The organism is Candidatus Amarolinea dominans, assembly GCA_016719785.1.
Lineage (GTDB): Bacteria > Chloroflexota > Anaerolineae > SSC4 > Amarolineaceae > Amarolinea > Amarolinea dominans.
This window is the reverse complement of the sequence record JADJYJ010000030.1, coordinates 40754-58848: the sequence shown is the minus strand read 5'-3', so window position 1 is coordinate 58848 and position 18095 is coordinate 40754. Positions and strand designations below refer to the sequence as shown.

Here is an 18095-nt window from a genome sequence, read left to right as displayed (position 1 = left end):
AGGGGTGTGGAAGTGACTGAAGAAGGTGCGCAAAAGGCGTAGATTGCGGGCTGCGGCGGCAAAAAGAGGGCGCGTTGAGGCAAAAACAGGTGTTTTGTGGGCGCGCAGAGATGAACCGTGCTGGATGGAACGCAGTTCAAGGGACAGGCCAGGTAGGCTTGATCGGTCTCGTGTCAGGCCGCTTGCGGGGTGAGTGAAAAGCCAAGCTGGGCGGCTTTGCGTTGCAGGTTCTTCACTTCACGCGCACGGAACTGTTCTTCGTAGCGTTGGGCGCTGATGTGTTCGTAAGGGCGTTTATCCCTGAGCATGTAGTAGAAGATGCGCGCTATCTTGTGTGCGGTGGCAACCATGGCCTGGGCGGGACCGATGCGCGCCCGCAGGCGGCGATAGAAGGCGCCGAGGGCTGAGTTGGAGTGGGAGGCGGAGGAAGCAGCCAGACGGAAGGCTTGAGCGGCGCGATTACGCACCTTGGGGGTTCTGGAACGCAGGATTTTGCCGCCAGAGATTTCATTGCGGGGGGCGAGTCCAAGCCAGGAACAGAAGTGCTTGACGGTTGGCCACTTGCTCATGTCGGTTCCGACTTCGGAGAAGATGGTTTGCACCAGGGAGTTGGAGAGACCAATGGTAGCCACGAAGTCAACGCCGGTGATGCGGACAATGTGTTGGCGAGTGTTGCCGCTTGGTTCGTTCTTGCTGTGTGAGTTGCGCTTCTTGCGGTCAAGGACAAGCGGGGGCGGGGTGTGCTCAGGGACTTCATGGCGTGGCTTGATGGCGGCAAAGCAGTGTTCGACTTCGGCGTCACACTGAGTAATCATGTTGGTGAAGAAGTCGTACATCATCATGGATTGCTTGAGGACGAAGAGATAGTCGTCTCGGTAGGAACCGGTGAGGGCCTTGGCAATTGTCTCCTCACTGGAATGACAGTTGGGATGGCGCAAACGGGCGAGAGTGAGGGGGTTGCGTTCACCGGTGAGGATAGCACGCAGGATCGCCTGGCCGGTCAAGCCCATGATGTCGGAGAGGACGACATCGAGTTGCAGGTTCATCTGGTGAAGAACTTTCTGCATGTGCAGGACATGAGGGGAGCGGCGCTCGATTAGTTCAGCGCGATGGCGCAGGTAAGTGCGCAGTTGCAGCATCTCACTGTCGGGGCGAAAGGAACCAGCGAGTAAGCCAAAGCTGTGGCATTGCTGCAACCATTGGCAATCCTGGACATCGCTCTTGCGACCGGGCACGCGCTTGAGGTGGGCGGCGTTGACCAGGAAACAGTTGATCCCGCGTGCTTCCAGGAGTTCGTAGATGGGAATCCAGTAGACGCCGGTGGATTCCATAGCGACTGTGCCGATCTGGCAGGCCTGCAGCCAGTCGGCGAGGGCGATGAGGTCGGGTGTGAAGGTGGGATAGGCGCGCACCGGTTGTGGGTCACGATCTGGAGGCACGGCCACAAAGATTTCGTCTTTGCCGATGTCGAGACCGGCGGCATGGGGGTAGACAATGGAGAGCGGTTTGCTCGCTGGCGCAGGGATGTTCTTGTGCGACCCCTGCTTGGAATAGGCCTGCGCCTGCTTGCTTGATTTGGACATGCGATCCTCCTTGTTGATTGACATAGTAACGATAGATTGGACAGGCGAGCCCGGTCACAGGTAAAATATAGTAGCTTACTCATCGGGGTTCGGCATCTGTGTGGTATACAGGCGCCTACCACCAGTGTGGGATTCACTCGTGACCGAGAATCAGGGTGCAGCGCGGATTCTTGCATACCAATGAGTGTTACGATTGTAGCTTCTCGCCTGACCATGATCATTATACACGATGTCCCGTTTCTGCCGTAGGGATTGTGATGAACAAGGGGGGGTGCAGCCGACCGGGGAGGATCTGGGCTGGTTGACGGTGTTGGTGGCCCCGGCGGCTGACGGTTGGCGTTGGGCGCAGAAACCCAACACATCGGTTGAGCCGGCAGAGCAAGGCCGACGCGCCGTCAACACCATAAATCGATGCACAGCTTCACCCCAAGCTGTGATATAATAAGCTTATCACACGACGTACGTTCAAGAAGTTGTTAGTCGTGAAGCGATGGCCGTAGGATGGGGTGTCATTTATGAGCAGCGACATTCTCCGCCGGATCAAACGTGCGGTGTTGGCTGGCAACTATGCCTTCAGCGAAAAGGCGCTCCTCGAAATGGAGGCCGATGGCCTGACCGAGTTGGACATCGCTGAATCCATTCTGAATGCCGTCGCCATCTACAAGACGCTCCGTTCGCAAAGCCCCTGGCGACAGCAACGCACCGAGTACTTGCATATCATTCAAAGCACCAATCTCGATGGCCTGATGATCTACAGCAAAGGCAAGTTGGTTGAGGAAGCGGGTATCGAGCGGTACTATTTTCTGATCTCATCCAAGAAAGCCTTGTGAAGCCCATGAAACTGCACATTACGCACTGCCCAACGTGTGGTAGCGACCAAATCAAACAAGTTTGCCGTGATTGGACAGGCGCATACCGCGGCCAGACCTATGTCGTGCCTGCACTGACCTTCTACGAGTGTCCCGTGTGTGGCGAACGGGTCTTTGACCGTGAGGCGTTGGGCCAGATTCAGGCTGCCTCGCCTGCGTTTGTCAAACGTCCGCCAAAGGCACGCCCGTCTACGATAGCGCGCACGCACACATCACCTCACGTCATGCCCGCGGGCTGATGCCTTGACGGATACTCACGACAGGTCTGTGGTTATGCTGCGAGTGGTCAGTACGGTTTGCCGTCATGAGCAGCGGGTCTCGTTTTGGGGCGTGGTGCTTGGGCGGGGCCTAACATTGGTTCCAGCGGACGGGCCGCGCTGCCCGTTATGTAAGGTCAGGCGTCACCGGCCCGCCGCTGAACTTGGCCGTTATGCGGCTTCGATCAGCGTAGCAGCCTTTGTCTTCGAAAGCTGGATGTGACCCGACATCCTTCTCACTAACTCTCCACATTGATTGGATAGAAGTAATGATGCCGAATCAGGCGATACAACTACCTTGGTTGCAACCGGGCTGGTTTGAGCAGGCCAGCACCTGGATTCACGCTGCGCTAGGACATCAGGGTATTAACGTGACCGGTACCATCGAGCAACCTCAGGTGCATTCGACGGTCCTACGCGTGCCATCAACCGCGGGTGACATCTATTTCAAAGCGACCAGTCCGACCCTGGCACACGAGCCAGCACTCACGCAGGCGCTGTGGCGATGGCGCCCCGATTGTATGCCGCCGGTGCTGGCAGTCGATCTCGCACGCGGCTGGATGTTGATGCCCAACCTGGGGGTGACGCTCCGCAGCCTCGTCCAATCCACGCGCGATCTGGGGCATTGGGAGCGAGTGCTGCGGATCTACGCTGAGGTGCAGATCGACCTGACTAGCCGCGTCAACGAGCTACTGGAACTCGGCGTGCTCGATCGACGCCTCACAATGCTGCCAGACTATTATGAGCAATTGCTGACCGACACCGACGCCTTGCTCATCGGCCATCCGAAAGGCCTCAGCATGGAGGCGTATCAGCGCCTGCGCCAGTTCGCACCACAGTTCCGTGGCATGTGCGAGCAGTTGGCTGGCTATGGCATTCCCGAGACACTTCACCACGAGGATTTCCACGACGCCAACATCTTTGTCCGCAACAATCACTATACACTCGCTGATTGGGGTGAGAGCGGCGTGGCGCATCCGTTCTGCACATTGCTGGTGACGTCACGCGTGATCGCGTGGCGACTCGAGTTGGAGGAAAACGCCCCCGAGCTTGTGCGGCTCTACGACGTCTACCTTGAGCCGTGGACGTGTTTCGCATCGCTTGAGAGCCTGAACGCGGCCCTCAAGCTGGCGTATCGGGTGGGGATGGTCTGCCGCGCGCTGACGTGGCGCCGGGTCACCGCAGGTGAGGGGGAGCCGTTCAAATCCGAGTATGCCGATGCCGTGCCGGGCTGGCTACAAGAATTTCTCAACTATGACATGACACCCACCGTCTAGAAGGGTCTCATCGCGAGGTCGCCGCATAACAACTCGCTGAAGCTGACCCGGCGGGCTGGCGGACAGGGTAGGGTGCCTGGCCCGCTGGCATGCGCGACAATCAGGTGGAGTCTGCCTGCTTCCGCCGGGCAGCTTAGCTCGAGGCCGTTGGGCGGCTCTGCTGAATGAGGAATGAGGAAGTAGGAAGAGGTCGCTGGTTCGCCCAGGCTGGTCGGGTCAGGTGGTGCTTGGGGGGCCGCTGCCCAACATTCCGTACACCGACCGGGAGGATCTGGGCCGGTTGACGATGTTGGCGGCCCCGGCGGCTGACGGTTGGCGTTGGGCGCAACCAATGTCCCTGAGCGGCCGATTTGCAGTAACTACATCCTGTAGTTATACTTGGGCCATGCAATACGAGTGGGACGAGTACAAACGCCTCAGCAACGCCCGCAAGCACGGCATTGACTTTCGCGACGCCGTCGAGGTCTTTGCGGGTGACACGGTGCTGATGGAAGATGACCGTTTCGACTACGGGGAACGCCGTTTCGTCTCACTTGGACTACTTCAAGGACGGGTGATAGTCGTGGTACACGCGGAGGAAGGCAGTGTAACGCGCATTATCTCGGCCCGTAGGGCGACCAAGTATGAACAACGTATCTATTTCCAAGGAATCACTGACTGACTGGGAGCGGTTTGACGCTCTGCAAGATGAGGACATCGACCTGAGTGATGCTCCTGAAATCACGCCGGAGTTGTTCGCCAAGGCGGTGGTGCGGCGCGGGCTCAAGCCGCCGCCCAGCAAGCAGCAAATCACAATCCGTCTGGACGAGGATGTTTTGGGGTGGTTTCGTGATCAAGGCGAAGGGTATCAGGCGCGGATCAACTCGCTACTACGAGCGTACATGGAGGCGCATCAGACATCACAGACGGCTTCATAGGGCCGTCGGTTTCTCTGTTTTCGTCTAACACCAGCGTGCAGTTGACGGCTGCGCCGGTAAGGTCAGGGGTCGCGTGAGGTTCGCCAGCCGCAGGCGCAGTTGAACCTAGCTGTTAGCCTGCTAATCATCAGCACAAAAGGCGTGTGGGCCTTCTTGCCTTTGTCATTCAAGGACGAGTCAAGTGACAGACGGCGGGCAACGACCCATGCGTGTCCACTCAGAGTTGAAAGGAGCCAAAGATGAGCAACAGTGCGCGTAGTATCTTTGTGTTTGGTCTGTATCTCGCGCTGCTCGGCATTGTCCTGCTGGTAGCACCCAATTTCCTACTGGGGATGTTCGCTCTCCCCGCAACCACTGACGTGTGGATTCGTGTCGTCGGTATGCTGCTGCTCTTTTTGGGCTTTTACTACACCCAATCGGCGCGCAAGGAACTAACCGACTTCTTCCGTTGGACGGTCTATGTCCGGGCGACGGTCATTCTCTTTTTCGCCGCCTTTGTTCTGGCAGGCTTCGCCGAGCCACCCCTCATTCTGTTTGGGGTCGTGGATTTGCTGGGAGCTATTTGGACCAGTTTGGCATTACGGCCGGCGAAAACCGCCTAGGCACAAACCTGGCGCGTGTTCGCATCGCACCCGCCTTTGGCATCGGTGCGGGGCTAACACCGCGTCCAGCCGACTCGCATTCGGCGGCGCCTCGACGAGCGGCTGACGCGAGCCGTTGGGCGACTCTGCCGGAGACCGGAGACCGGTTGGCGTTGGGCGGAGCTTCGATGGCCGTCCACGGGCAGGTGGTTGGAATGGCCCGCTGGTTTGCCCAGGCTCGTCCGGTCAGGCTCTACTGGTGGCACCGCTGCCCAACATTCCGTACACTGACCGGGGAGGATCTGGGCCGGTTGGCGGTGTTGGCGGCCCCGGCGGCTGACGGTTGGCGTTGGGCGGCTCGTTGTAAAATGAATACATCGGCGAGTTGCAGCGCTACGTCAATCTCTGCGAGGGAGCGATCACGCTATCCACCGCCATCACGCCGGGGTCGCATTGCCTATCGGTGCAGCGGGACAAATGCGACTATGAATTCCAGATCGTCGCACCCAGAGCAGCTGCGGAGTGCATAAGATAAAGGCGGCCCAACCGCCCGCCGCTCATGCTCACCCTTGGGCGGCGGCGCATAGGAATCACGTTGCGCTGTACTATTACGGGTCAGGTGTTGTAGAACCCATGCCTGACCCAGGGCAGAAAAGCACAAGGAGGAAACGTAAACGGTCTATCAGTTTCTGTCAGTCAAGCAACCCCAACGATCATTCGTCACAGAAAATTTACCCTGATAAATTCAGGCAATCGCCTGGATGCCCTTACTAAAGGAGAAGAACCTACATGTCAGCCAAACAGCATTTCACGACTGAGCAGGCCCGCGACATTGGTGACAAACTCGGCATTGACTGGAGCCGCTTTGATGTGGAACAGTTCCGCATGGGTTTGGATGTCGAATTGGAGCACGGTCGGCGCGACCCATCCACCGACGTGACGGGCAACGACCCCATCCTCACCGGCAAAATCGCGCTCGCTCATCTCAACGAGTTTGCGGATTACTACACCCGTCTCCAAAAGATGGAGCAGGAAGCCGACGAGGAACACGGCCAGAACTAACCCGAGCGTGGCTACGTTCCCGGAGGAAAGTCCGGCGGTCAACTAGCGCGGCCTCACTTGGAATACTGTAGCGCGAAGGAAAACCAATGAACTTGCAAAGATGGTCACTCCTGTTCGTTCTTCTGGTCGGAATGCTCCCGGTAGGTTGTGGACAGGTCAAGCCGCAGAAAGGCACCATCGAAGCTGTTGCGCCCGAAGCGAAGGCTTTGCTAGATGCTTTCATGGCTAAAGTCGCTCAAAACGATGTCAACGGTGCTTTCGCCCTCATCGACTCTAAAGCCACTTGGCCGCAAGGGAAAGAGGATGTGCAGAACATCGCTCGGCTCACCGTCGAGGAACTCGATAAACGTAAGGCAAGATATGGTGAGCCTATTGGCGTGGAGTTCATTCAGCAGAATATGGTCGGTGAGTCGTTAACGGAGTTCGTCTATCTTGAGAAATTCGAGCGTCATGCGATTCGTTGGATGTTTGTCTTCTATAAACCCGAAACCGAATGGGTCTTCAATAATCTAACGTGGGACGACAAGGTTCGCCTATTGTTTCCCACGAACTATGATGACAAGTAAAGCCTGCCTACGGCGACCACACTGCTTCGCTGTAAGGTGTTGGCTTGGTTTGCCGTCATGGGCAGCAGGTCGCGTTGGGCAGGTGTGGCTGGGGTACGGGCCTAACATTGTGTCAAGCTGACGGCTGCGCCGGCAAGAGCTTGCCGGATTGCAGACTATGTCGAGCGCAGCCGCAGCTTACGCGGGCCGTTAGACCCGAGTGCCTCATGACGCAGGGCATCCAGGCCTCTGCCGCGTAAATAAGGTGACTGGAGAGGTCACAACTGCACGCAATGCCGAAAAGGACCACACCATGAATGATCTTATCCTTCTCACTTTTCTATTCGCCCCGCTTGTCCTAATAATCCTCATGGAAGCTCGGGATTTGCGCAGATGGTGGCGCCTGGAGATTGACCAATACCACAAATGGTGGCCGTGGATTCGTTTCACCGAACCTGAACTAGGTCAACAAAACCATTTAGCACAGGGGCAGAACCATAAGGCGCGTTGGTGTGTCTTTCGGCTTGAGGAAAAGCAATTGTGTCGTTTTAGATTGCCTTTTGGGTTGTCGGCCCTCGGCACCATCGGACAAATTACCTGGGACGGACACGAAGTTCACGTTGAAGGAAGGATAAGCCGTCTGACGTTAGTCTCACCCTTCATCCTAGCCGCTTGGATGGCGGTCGTGATGGGAACGATCTATTTGAGATCGACCCCTGATTTCAGGCTATGGTCGCTGTTTGCGATCATTGGTGGCGTCGCAGTAGGCATGTGTATCCTTTTTGCTGGAATCTATCTCCTGCACGGCGTGTTCGAGCGTGTATATTTCCGGCGAGCATATCGGAAGATCAAATTGCGTATCTGGCAGACGAAACAAGGTTAGCTCGCACTTTGGCGTGGCGGAGAGGTCAGGGGTCGCGCAAGGAACGTCGCTTTCGATGTGATCAAGTCCATACTTGAACAGCGCCGTGTCGAACTGCCGGCGCAGAATGAACCTGTTCTTGAACACTTGGAACCCGATGAGGATGGGTCTTATGATGTCGGGATACTAGCTGAGAAAGCTGCACATCCAAAAGGTGCCGCGGCCTTTTACCGGCCCACCCAAGTTCTTCGGTTGGTCCAGCGGCTAAACAAGTTCGCGCCACTTGCCGTTGTAGCCACCATTGTTTCGAGTCTTGCGAGCTTGTTCAGTCTTCACCGGAGCATTGCATCGTACTTTGCGGGGAATCCGCAAGGAGATCTCTTGGCTCTATTCATTGCCTTGTTTATTGGAGCCGCGGCGATGGCGCTCCAATGTTGGTTGATCTATTTTACATTGAAATCGGCGGCGGTGATCCTAAAAATCCTGATGGAGATGGAATTCAATAGTCGAATCGGTGCAAATTCGGCATCTCTGGAGCAGCCTGCCTGATCTTGTGATCGGCGGCGGGCGGGGCTTATTTTGCGGGGTGAGTCAGGACAGGGCCTAACACCACGTCCACCTGACGCTTGCGGCGGGGGGATCGTGGGTCGCGAAAGTAGTCTGGCCGCAGGCGCAGGTGACGTTAATTGTTGGGCCTCTGCATATAGTGAAAAGTGCTCTTTGTTTTTCCAATGAATACTCTCTCCCTTCTTTTTGAGAACAACCGGAAATGGGCCGCTCAAATTTCCGAAACTAATCCTTCCTTTTTCTCCAGGCTTGCTCAACAGCAAACCCCGGAGTTTCTCTGGATTGGTTGCTCGGATAGTCGCGTTCCAGCTAATGAAATCATCGGCCTCCTGCCCGGCGAACTCTTTGTTCATCGTAATGTCGCCAACCTTGTAATTCATACAGATATGAATTGTCTCTCCGTGCTGCAATATGCCGTAGATATTCTGAAAATCAAACACATTATTGTTTGTGGTCATTATGGCTGTGGCGGCGTAAAGGCTGCGCTCGAAAGTCAACCTCATGGATTGATCGATAATTGGCTTCGTCACATTCGTGACATTTATCAAAGAAGTGCCAGCGAACTTTTTCGGTTTTCTACGGCAGAAGAAAGGATCAATCGGCTCTGTGAGTTGAATGTGATTGAACAAGTAATGAATGTTGCTAACACAACAATTGTTCAAGAAGCATGGCAAAGAAATCAAATGGTAACCATACATGGTTGGATTTATGCCATCTCAGACGGGTTTCTAAAGGATTTGGATGCTTGTGTTTCTTCAATTTCCGATCTGGCAAGGTTGGAAAATCGTTGAACAAAAAAGTAGCTGGTAATAAGGTCAGAACCGGCCTACCAGCGCCGTCAAAGGGTATCCGTTCGAGGTCAACCTGCCGCACGGTTTACCCATTAGTGGCGTCATTTTGGCGGATCAAGTCAAGAGTTTGGATTGGCAAGCCCGTGCCGTGGAGCTCAGCTGCGCCTTGCCAGACGCAGTAACGCGCGAGGTTCTGCAGAAGATTGGCCTGCTGTTGGCCGAGTAGCTCTGTGTACACGCGGAGGAAGGCAGTGTAACGCGCATTATCTCGGCCCGTAGGGCGACCAAGTGTGAACAACGCATCTATTTCCAGGGAGGCGGGGCATGTATCAATCATAGGTACACGGGACATAAGCTCGTACTGCCGTGCCTTTTTGCCTTTGGAGGAGAAATATGAGTGATTTGTTCTTTACATCAGACTTATTCCGCTTTGGCTCAACTTTACTAGGCATCGTCATTTCTTCGTGGGTGATCATTTCTGGTCTCAAAGAGCGAACACGTGGAAAGATCTTTGAAGTCATTACTATGGTTACTTTCGGAATTGGCGGTTTTGCCAGTATTGCATCGTTCATCACACATTTCTTCTTTTCGGACATGGTGGCCATTTCGATAGGTTGGCCACCAGGCAATCCATTTCAGAAGGAGGTTGCCGGAGCTAATCTCGCCGTGGGATTGCTCGGCTTTTTGGGTTTCTGGCGACGCGACTTCTGGCTTCCCTATGTAATTGCCAAAACTGCTTTCCTTTGGATCGCTGGTATAACCCATGTAGTTGACCTCGTCCAACATCAAAACCTGGCGACGGGCAACGCAGGGCTTACGCTTTACATGGACTTTATCTGGCCGTTGGTTTATATCCTTTTGCTTTGGCTTACAACGCGTTATGGCAAGCCATCTCCACAAGGACTTGAGTACAGAACGCCACAATTGTAAAATCATGGCACATGCTTGGGCAACACCGCCGCCCAACGCAGCGTACACCCAACCGGTGGGATTCGCCCTGATAGAAGGCTTGAATATCCCCAAAGGAGACGACAAATGAACAGTGTTGACAAAGCTATTGAGACTCAACTCGAGAACATTCAGACGAAAACCGGGAAAACGCTCGACGAGCTATACGCCCTCATTCGGAAGAGCGGCCTGACCAAGCATGGTGAGATCCTGGAGTTGCTCAAGCGCGACCTTGGTATGGGGCATGGTGACGCTAACAGGCTCGCCCTCACCTTTCTGCAATCCGATGGTGAACGCGCCGCACAAGCTGCGGTGGCAACGACCGATGATGCCGTGAACGCGCTCTATGCTGGCGCCAAAGCCGACCTGCTGCCAATTCATGAGACGCTGATGGCAGCCATTGCCAGGCTCGGGCCATTTGAGATTGCGCCGAAGAAAACATACGTCAGCCTGCGTCGCAAAAAACAGTTCGCCATGATCGGTCCGGCCACCAAGACGCGCGTCGAAGTCGGATTGAACATGAAGGGCGTTGAGCCCACAGCGCGATTAGTTGCGCTGCCAGTGGGCGGTATGTGTCAGTACAAAGTTGACGTCACCGATGCAAAGGAAGTTGATGAAGAGCTCATGACCTGGATCAGACAAGCCTACGACAGCGCGGGATAACCCTGTCGCGCCGGATCTGTGCCTGGCGGTAGCCACACCTTAGCCAGGTCGGCAACCGGAATAGCAGTCTCCCTCTTGGGCTTAGGCGCCGCGGCCGCCCCTTTCGTCATTACCTTTTTTCTGCTTAGATGAATTGCGAAACGGGGCGGAGAACGCCGCTCAATAATCCCGGCTTGCACCTGATTCGCTTCGCTCGGTTCCGCTTCGCTTCGCTGCGCTACGCAAGCGGGTGAAGCGGAACGTTGGGCGGCCAATGTAACACAGTGGACAACCGGCAAAATGGCGCATGACTCGCCGTTGAAGTATAATGCTAGGCGAGAATGCCATGAATCAACGCACTTCCCCCACGCCAGCAGAGAGCGAACGATGAGAACAGGATTCGTCGAGCGATACGGCAAACTGACCAAACTTGACCGGTCATTCGACCTCGAGTTCTGGCAAGACCAACCAGCCCAGGCGCGTTTCGACGCCACCTGGGAACTGATCGTCCACGCGAACAAGGTTAAAGGCGGCGATGTTCGTCAACTCCGACTTCAGCGATCTGTTGAGGCTTTTCAACACCAACCAGGTTAAGTATCTGGTCATCGGCGGCTATGCGCTGATTCAGTACGCCGAGCCGCGTTACACCAAAGACCCGGATCTCTGGATTAGCGCCGACGCGACTAACGCTACAGCCGTTTATCGCGCCCTGCGCGAATTCGGCGCGCCTTTGACGGATTTGACCGAAGCCGATTTCGCCCAAGAAGGTTACTTCTACCAGATGGGTGTGCCACCGTACGCGTGGATATCTTGATGGGTATTCCTGGTGCGGTCTTCGCTGAAGCTTGGCCGAGACGTACGGAGGTGGACTTCGATGGGTTGTTGGTGCCGTTCATTGCCCGGCAAGACCTCATCGCGGCCAAACGTGCGGCAGGGCGTCCCCAAGACTTACTGGATGTTGAACAGTTGACGCGCCCCGAAGGCAAATCCACCAAACGTCGTAAAGTCAAATGAGTGGCCGTTCAGCTGATCCGCGATGCAGTGCTGGACAGCCTCGTGGGTTTAGGCACAGGCAAGCTCCGCGAACTCTACGACGCCATCGTCGCGGGTGGTGGACGCTTTTATCTGTCGGGGATGTCCAGCAAAGGGCGTGGCGTAACCGAGGCTGACTTGAGCGGCAAGCCAGTAGAGTTCGCTCTGCCGAATGTACTCGTCCGACTTTCGCTCGAACACGAGCGTATGTTCACCTATTAGAAGTGGAGCCAGCGCGGCTAGTGTCCGGTGAAGTGACTCCTGAACAGGGGCGCGCCCAACAAGTCGTTACCACCGACGCCACCACCACCTAAGCGCCTTCTAGGCTCAGGGATGGGGTTGAATGATTTCTTCAACCGCTGGCGAACCCTCCGCGTCTGCCCTGAGGCAGGCCTGTTCTTGAGGAGAAGGGCGATATGATCACATGGCGTAGACTGCTCCTTGTCCTGCTGATTGCGCTGCTGATAGTCACGGCGGCGCTGGCCGTCTCATCGCCGATCCAGGCCCAGGACCGCCGGTCCCCTGCGCCGCTGACCGAGGCAACGCTCATTGCGGTCAGCGACACCTACCTGGATGAAGCCGACCCCGCGGCCAACTTCGGCGATAGCCGCACCTTGTCGGTCGGTCGCACTGACCGCCGCGTGCCCACGGAGACCCACCTCCTGGTGCGTTTCGATCTTGCTGGCATCCCGGCCGGCGCCATCCTGGACCGGGCCGAGCTGCGCCTCTATCAGCGCGCGGCCGGTGAGTCGGCCAGCTTTGTCATTTACGTGGACGAGGTCAACGCGCCCTGGGATGAAATGGCGACCACCTGGCGCACAGGGCCGCCGGCAACCTATCGAGACGACCCGCCCATGGCGCTCGATCAGGCGACCGGCCTCAAGCGTTGGGATGTGCTGCGCATCGTGGACCGTTGGCTGACTGGCCTGGCGCCCAACGAAGGCTTCCTGCTGCGCGGCGATGGCGCCGCCCCCGGCTTGCGCGACTTCTCCGCGCGTGAATTCAGTGGCCAGGAACCGCTGCTCTATGTCGAGTATCATCTGAACGCACCCACCGCGACGCCCACCGCGACGATGGCCCTGACCGCCACGCCGACCCGCACACCCACCCGCACGCCTACACCCACGCGCACCCCAACCCGCACGCCCACGGCCCCGCCGCTCCAGTTTGCCGACCTGATTGCCACCGGCCTGGAAGTGACGCAGGCGGTGCAAGACCTGAACAACAGCGTGCGCCTGGTCGCCGGCAAACGCACCTTCGTGCGCTTCCACGTGCGTTCCGGCATGAGCGGGTCGCCCTGGGGTACCGCCAAGCTCACCGTCCAGCGCGGGGACGCCGTGGCCGTGCTGACGCCCATCAACGGCGTCCTGGGCAAGATTTTGGTTTCACCCTCGCCCAACCGCGGGGCCGTGGGGCAAGCGTTCCTGTTCGAGCCTGCCGGAGACCTTCCGCTATGGCACGGTGAGCCTGAATGCGCAGGTCAAGACGTTGGCCGGCGTGGCCGACTCCACCCCGGCCAACAACTTCGCCTCGGCGCAGGTCAGCTATGAGACCGCCCCTGGCCTGAGCATCGTCATCTTCCGCATCGGCTACACGTTTCAGGGAACCACCTATTACCCGGCGCAGAACCATGTGACCCAATTGATGAGTTGGCTACGGCGGGCCTATCCCACCCCGAAAATCGAGTTCGTCGCCAGGGATCTGTACTGGGGTACGATGACGCGGCAATGGGTCGTCAACCCCAACACGGGGCAGGGAAGTTGGCAGTCCACTTCTCCCACGTGCAACGGGGTCAACTTCAAACTGAAACTGCTGTGGGACTTCGATTACCTCACCGGCAAGATCTCATCATCCACGCGTTACTACGGCATGGTGGATGATACCATCGCGTTCATGCGCGGGTGCGCGCCCATTCCTGGCAAGGTCGCTTCTGGCCCCACCGGCAGCGGCGCGGGGGGCTGGGATACCGATGGCAGCTACGGCGACTGGTACGGCGGGCACGAGTTGGCGCACTCCTTTGGCCGGCGCCATGCCAACTTCTGTGGCGCAGTGGGCGGCCCCAGCTACCCCTACCCAGGCGGCCGGATCAGTCCGGTGCTGACAGGGCCAACTGCGCTTTACGGTTTCGACGCCGGCCCCCAGACGGTTTACGGACCAACCTGGACCGACGTCATGACCTACTGCGCCAACGAATGGATCAGCGATTTCACCTTTGAGGCGCTGCTGGACCGGTTCCAGAGCAGAAGGGGCCTGCTGACTGCTGCGACGGCCACCGATCGGCTGTTGGTGAGCGGCAGCATTGACCCGGCGACGGCTGCCGTGGCCCTGGAGTCGTTGTACGTCATCCCGAACGCGGCGGAGATCACGCCGCCTATCCCCGGCCCCTATGCCATCGTGTTGCGCGATACTGACGACGGTGAGCTGGCGCGCTACCCCTTCACCCCCACCGAGATGGAGGGCGGCCCGCTCCTGCAATCATCCGACCCGCGGGAGGTTGAGCTGCTGAGCATCAGCGAACTGGTGCCCTACGTGGCGGGCACGGTGCGGGTTGACATCGAGGGGCCGGACGGCGACGTGTTGAGCACCGTCACGGCCGGCGCGAATTCACCGACCGTGACGGTGCTTTCCCCCAACCGCGGCGAAACGCCCGGCGACGGCCCTGTAACGGTCACCTGGAGCGCCTCCGACGCGGACGGTGACCCGCTGACCTTTGCCGTGCAATTCACGCCCGACGATGGCGTTACCTGGCAGATGGTCACGCAGAGTATCACCGGGACCAGCGCGCAGATTCCCCGCGCCAACCTGAGCGCGGGCACGGCGGCGCGCTTCCGGGTGTGGGTCAGCGATGGCATTCACAGCGCCAGCGACATGTCCGATGGCACGTTCGTCGTGCCCAACCTGGCGCCGACCGTCGCCATCGTGCAGCCGGAGGGCGCTGTGGTCATCATGGCCGGGCAGACGTTGACCCTGGTGGCGGATGCCTACGACGCTGACACCGGTAACCTGGACGATGACCAGGTGCGGTGGGAATCGAGCCTCGGCGGCCCGTTGGGGAGCGGCGCGCAGCTTACGGTCGTCGGGCTGAGCGTCGGCAGCCACACCATCACCGTCACGGCTACCGATGAACAGGGCGCGTCCGCCTCGGCAGCCGTGCAAGTGACCGTGCTGCCGGAGGATGAACTGACGCCGCTGCAGGTGTTCCTGCCGGTGGTGCAACATTAGGCGACTGCAGTTGGCTGTTGTGTCGTGCAATTGCGGCTTGCCCGACGATTTGTGGTGCAGCCAGCCTGCGCAAGGGGAGGATAATGTGCGGGCCGTGGCTGTCTTACAGCCTGGCTTCCATGAAGTCTTGCCACAGGCGGGCGGCCAGGGCGGGGGCGTTGGCTTGGATGCCGTAGCGCGCAAAGTATTGACACAGGCGCTCGATGTCGCGCTGCAGCAGGTCGAACGCGTGGGGATTCGTGAGCGCCACGACGGCCTGCGGGAAGTCAATCACCACGGCCTTGCTCTCCCAGTACAGGATGTTGTAGGCTGACAGGTCGCTGTGGATGCGGTTGTGCTTCAGCATCAGCTCCACATGCCACAGCAGGCGCTTGAACATGACCCGCGCGGCGGTCCGACTCAAGACCACGCTGTTCAGGTTGGGCGCGGGGTCGTTGACATCGCCCAGGTACTCCATCAGGATGGCATTGCTCACATGGCCGATGGGCCGGGGCACGTCCGCGCCCGCCGCGTGCAGCAGTTGCAGCATGTCATACTCGTGCTCGATCCAGGAGAAGGTCATCACCTCGCGGCCGAAATCGGTCTTCTTGGCGATGGCGCGCTTGAGCCGCGCGCCGCGCATGATGCCCTTACCCTCGTCGTCCAACATCAAACGCCCCTCCCTGTAGATGGCGTCGTTGCGCATGGTGCGATGCGCCTGCGGCCGGTAGATTTTGGCCGCAATCAGCGACAGTCCGGTGCCCGGATGCGCCTGGCAGCAGTAGACGTTGGCCTCCTTGCCGCCTTTGACGCGCGCCAGCACATCGGTAATCACATGGTCGCGGTAGAAACCGCCCAGCGCAGTCTGCAGCAATGTTTCCTCACTGGCGCCCGCGCCGAAGGTCATGACCATCTCATTCTCGTCACTGATCATGACCGCGGTCTCAGGGATGACTACGGGCAGCCGTTGCGGCGGACGCGCTTCGCGTTGCCCTCTCTCTGCCCGATGCGCGCGTCGGTCGGGCACGAGGTAGGGGATGAATCCCTCATTGTCTTCGTAAGAACGTAAATCCATCGTTCTGATGCTCCATCGTACGGTCGGTGTTCATGTTTCCTCTTGTGTCAGCGACACAAGAGGTCAGATCAAGGCAGAGGTCGTGCCGTGGCCAAACCTCTGTGGACAGACTGCTGTGGCATCGCCCTGCGGCGGTAAGCAAAAAAAAGCGGCCACAGGAATCAAATCCCGTGGCCGCGCAGATTCTTTAGCGGATGCCGATGTCTGTGCCTGGCGCAGTTCGGGCCAGCAGGTGCGTCGGGGCGCAGGCGCAGGCTGTGGCTGGAGCAGGAAAACAAAACGGCCACGGGTCGAATATGCACCCGTGGCCGTGAGAGGTCAGGCTGAAACTGTGAACAGAAGCCGTTAGGACTCCCGCAGACACAGGGCGCACGCATCGAAGCAGAGAGGTGAGGAGAACTCTTGATTTGTCATGCCTGACGGCGCCCCCTTTCAGATAGAATGGAGCCAGTTTAGCACACATGGCCCAGCGTGGCAAATATCCGCAGCCCCCCCCCCCCCCCCCCCCCCCCCCCCCCGCCCCCCCCCCCCCCCCCCCCCCCCCCCCGGCGCCCCCCTCCCCGGGCCCCCCCCCCCCCCCCCCCCCCCCCCCCCCCCCCCCCCCCCCCCCCCCCCCCCCCCCCCCCCCCCCCGCCCCCCCCCCCCCCCCCCGCGAACCCCCCCCCCCCCCCCCCCCCCCCCGCCCCCCCCCCCCCCCCCCCCGGCCCCCCCCCCCCGGGGCCCCCCCCCCCCCCCCCCCCCCCCCCCCCCCCCCCCCCCCCCCCCCCCCCCCCCCACCCCCCCCCCCCCCCCCCCCCCCCCCCCCCGGCCCCCCCCCGGCCCCCCCCCCCCCCCCCCCCCCCCCCCCCCCCCCCCCCGCCGCCCCCCCCCCCCCCCCCCCCCCCCCCCCCCCCCCCCCCCCCCCCCCCCCCACCCCCCCCCACCCCCCCCCCCCCCCCCCCCCCCCCCCCCCCCCCCCCCCCCCCCCCCCCCCCCCGGCCCCCCCCCACCCCCCCCCCCCCCACCCCTCCCCCCCCCCCCCCGGGCCCCCCCCCCCCCCCCCCCCGCACGCCCCCCCGGGCACCCCCCCCCCCCCCCCCCCCCCCCCCCCCCCCGGCGAGGGCCCCCCCCCCCCCCGGCCCGGCCCCCCCCCCCGGCCCCCCCCCTTTCCCGAAAACCCCCCCCCCCGCTCCCCCCCGCACCCCCCCCCCCCCCCGGGGTTTTCGGCCCCAACCCCCCCCCCGGGGCGGGCGCGCGCCCCCCCGCCGGGCAGCCTTTTTTTCCTCTTTGGATCCCTGGTTGACATCCCTCGCGAATGGTGTTACAATGAACCTATGCCCCCCCCCGGTGGGGGGTGGGGGTTAGAGCAGGAGCAAACCATGAACGCGCAGACTAAAGAGCAGGTCCTGAGCCGGTTGAAGAGCATCGAAGGCCATGTGCGCGGTATTCAGCGTATGGTGACTGATGACAACTACTGCATTGATGTCATTAGTCAGGTGCAGGCCGTGCAGAAGGCGCTCGATCGGGTCAATAGCCTGCTGCTTGACAACCATCTCAATTCCTGCGTGATTACTGCGGTGCGCAGCGATGATTCGCAGGAGCGGGAGCGCGTCCTGGGCGAACTCCTGCACGTTTTCGAGACCGGCAGTAAACTGTAACAAGCAAGATCGTCGAAAGGATTCCAACAATGACAGTCAAGACCTATTCAGTACCGAACATTTCGTGCCATCACTGTGTCAACACCATCGAGCGCGAGCTGAAGGATGTGGCCGGCGTCACCTCGGTCAAAGGCAATGTCAGCAGTAAGGCCGTCATGGTCGAGGTGGTGGATGCCAGCCGCCTGGCCGCGGTGGAAGCCACCCTGGTGGAAATCGGCTACCCGGCTGAGAAGTAAATTACAGGAAACG

22 protein-coding genes are annotated in these 18095 nt (G+C 59.6%); 20 read left to right on the top strand and 2 right to left on the bottom strand.

What is annotated here, in order from left to right; genetic code table 11:
* Nucleotides 1-173: 173 nt before the first annotated feature.
* On the bottom strand, nucleotides 174-1526 hold the full coding sequence (locus IPM84_22805; GenBank protein ID MBK9095530.1) for an IS110 family transposase: 1353 nt from the start codon (nucleotides 1524-1526) through the stop codon (nucleotides 174-176).
* 572 nt (nucleotides 1527-2098) lie between these two features.
* Here IPM84_22805 and IPM84_22800 point away from each other — a divergent pair.
* The 18 genes from IPM84_22800 to IPM84_22715 all read left to right on the top strand — a co-directional run bounded on the left by IPM84_22800 (nucleotide 2099) and on the right by IPM84_22715 (nucleotide 15155).
* Nucleotides 2099-2413 (top strand): hypothetical protein, encoded by a 315-nt coding sequence (locus tag IPM84_22800; protein ID MBK9095529.1) that lies wholly within the window; start codon nucleotides 2099-2101, stop codon nucleotides 2411-2413.
* Between the two features lie 5 nt (nucleotides 2414-2418).
* Complete coding sequence (locus IPM84_22795) at nucleotides 2419-2691, top strand: type II toxin-antitoxin system MqsA family antitoxin (GenBank protein MBK9095528.1); 273 nt, start codon at nucleotides 2419-2421, stop codon at nucleotides 2689-2691.
* Between the two features lie 287 nt (nucleotides 2692-2978).
* The gene (locus IPM84_22790) at nucleotides 2979-3986 is read left to right on the top strand and encodes an aminoglycoside phosphotransferase family protein (protein MBK9095527.1); all 1008 of its coding nucleotides are present in this window, start codon (nucleotides 2979-2981) and stop codon (nucleotides 3984-3986) included.
* Nucleotides 3987-4371: 385 nt separating this feature from the next.
* Nucleotides 4372-4647: a BrnT family toxin gene (locus IPM84_22785; protein ID MBK9095526.1), complete on the top strand. Its 276-nt coding sequence runs from the start codon at nucleotides 4372-4374 to the stop codon at nucleotides 4645-4647.
* Nucleotides 4610-4903, top strand: a complete 294-nt coding sequence (locus IPM84_22780) for a BrnA antitoxin family protein (protein ID MBK9095525.1) — start codon at nucleotides 4610-4612, stop codon at nucleotides 4901-4903. The genes IPM84_22785 and IPM84_22780 overlap by 38 nt, the downstream gene beginning before the upstream one ends.
* 239 nt (nucleotides 4904-5142) lie before the next feature.
* Nucleotides 5143-5505: a hypothetical protein gene (locus IPM84_22775; protein ID MBK9095524.1), complete on the top strand. Its 363-nt coding sequence runs from the start codon at nucleotides 5143-5145 to the stop codon at nucleotides 5503-5505.
* Nucleotides 5506-6273: 768 nt separating this feature from the next.
* Nucleotides 6274-6546 carry a hypothetical protein gene (locus IPM84_22770; GenBank protein MBK9095523.1) on the top strand — a complete coding sequence of 91 codons (273 nt, stop codon included), beginning with the start codon at nucleotides 6274-6276 and terminating at the stop codon, nucleotides 6544-6546.
* Between the two features lie 86 nt (nucleotides 6547-6632).
* Nucleotides 6633-7112 (top strand): hypothetical protein, encoded by a 480-nt coding sequence (locus tag IPM84_22765; GenBank protein ID MBK9095522.1) that lies wholly within the window; start codon nucleotides 6633-6635, stop codon nucleotides 7110-7112.
* Between the two features lie 292 nt (nucleotides 7113-7404).
* Nucleotides 7405-7974, top strand: a complete 570-nt coding sequence (locus IPM84_22760; protein ID MBK9095521.1) for a hypothetical protein — start codon at nucleotides 7405-7407, stop codon at nucleotides 7972-7974.
* 57 nt (nucleotides 7975-8031) lie between these two features.
* On the top strand, nucleotides 8032-8502 hold the full coding sequence (locus tag IPM84_22755) for a hypothetical protein (GenBank protein ID MBK9095520.1): 471 nt from the start codon (nucleotides 8032-8034) through the stop codon (nucleotides 8500-8502).
* 182 nt (nucleotides 8503-8684) lie between these two features.
* Complete coding sequence (gene can, locus IPM84_22750; GenBank protein ID MBK9095519.1) at nucleotides 8685-9311, top strand: carbonate dehydratase; 627 nt, start codon at nucleotides 8685-8687, stop codon at nucleotides 9309-9311.
* 393 nt (nucleotides 9312-9704) lie between these two features.
* Nucleotides 9705-10241, top strand: coding sequence for a hypothetical protein (locus tag IPM84_22745; GenBank protein ID MBK9095518.1), 537 nt, complete (start codon nucleotides 9705-9707; stop codon nucleotides 10239-10241).
* A gap of 105 nt (nucleotides 10242-10346) precedes the next feature.
* Entirely contained in the window at nucleotides 10347-10922 is a 576-nt protein-coding gene (locus IPM84_22740; GenBank protein MBK9095517.1) for a DUF4287 domain-containing protein, read from the top strand.
* A gap of 514 nt (nucleotides 10923-11436) precedes the next feature.
* Nucleotides 11437-11715: a hypothetical protein gene (locus tag IPM84_22735; protein ID MBK9095516.1), complete on the top strand. Its 279-nt coding sequence runs from the start codon at nucleotides 11437-11439 to the stop codon at nucleotides 11713-11715.
* Nucleotides 11715-11915: a hypothetical protein gene (locus IPM84_22730; GenBank protein ID MBK9095515.1), complete on the top strand. Its 201-nt coding sequence runs from the start codon at nucleotides 11715-11717 to the stop codon at nucleotides 11913-11915. Before IPM84_22735 ends, IPM84_22730 begins: the two co-directional genes overlap by 1 nt.
* The gene (locus tag IPM84_22725; GenBank protein ID MBK9095514.1) at nucleotides 11916-12155 is read left to right on the top strand and encodes a DsrE family protein; all 240 of its coding nucleotides are present in this window, start codon (nucleotides 11916-11918) and stop codon (nucleotides 12153-12155) included. It abuts the gene before it with no gap.
* 194 nt (nucleotides 12156-12349) lie between these two features.
* On the top strand, nucleotides 12350-13483 hold the full coding sequence (locus IPM84_22720; protein ID MBK9095513.1) for a DNRLRE domain-containing protein: 1134 nt from the start codon (nucleotides 12350-12352) through the stop codon (nucleotides 13481-13483).
* Nucleotides 13395-15155, top strand: coding sequence for a hypothetical protein (locus IPM84_22715; GenBank protein ID MBK9095512.1), 1761 nt, complete (start codon nucleotides 13395-13397; stop codon nucleotides 15153-15155). Before IPM84_22720 ends, IPM84_22715 begins: the two co-directional genes overlap by 89 nt.
* 103 nt (nucleotides 15156-15258) lie before the next feature.
* Here the strand turns inward: IPM84_22715 and IPM84_22710 are convergent, their stop codons facing one another.
* Complete coding sequence (locus IPM84_22710) at nucleotides 15259-16209, bottom strand: hypothetical protein (GenBank protein ID MBK9095511.1); 951 nt, start codon at nucleotides 16207-16209, stop codon at nucleotides 15259-15261.
* 1358 nt (nucleotides 16210-17567) lie between these two features.
* Between IPM84_22710 and IPM84_22705 the strand changes: the two genes are divergently transcribed.
* Together IPM84_22705 and IPM84_22700 are read left to right on the top strand one after the other, a co-directional pair.
* Nucleotides 17568-17846: a metal-sensitive transcriptional regulator gene (locus IPM84_22705; GenBank protein MBK9095510.1), complete on the top strand. Its 279-nt coding sequence runs from the start codon at nucleotides 17568-17570 to the stop codon at nucleotides 17844-17846.
* Nucleotides 17847-17875: 29 nt separating this feature from the next.
* The gene (locus tag IPM84_22700) at nucleotides 17876-18082 is read left to right on the top strand and encodes a heavy-metal-associated domain-containing protein (protein MBK9095509.1); all 207 of its coding nucleotides are present in this window, start codon (nucleotides 17876-17878) and stop codon (nucleotides 18080-18082) included.
* Nucleotides 18083-18095 lie beyond the last annotated feature (13 nt).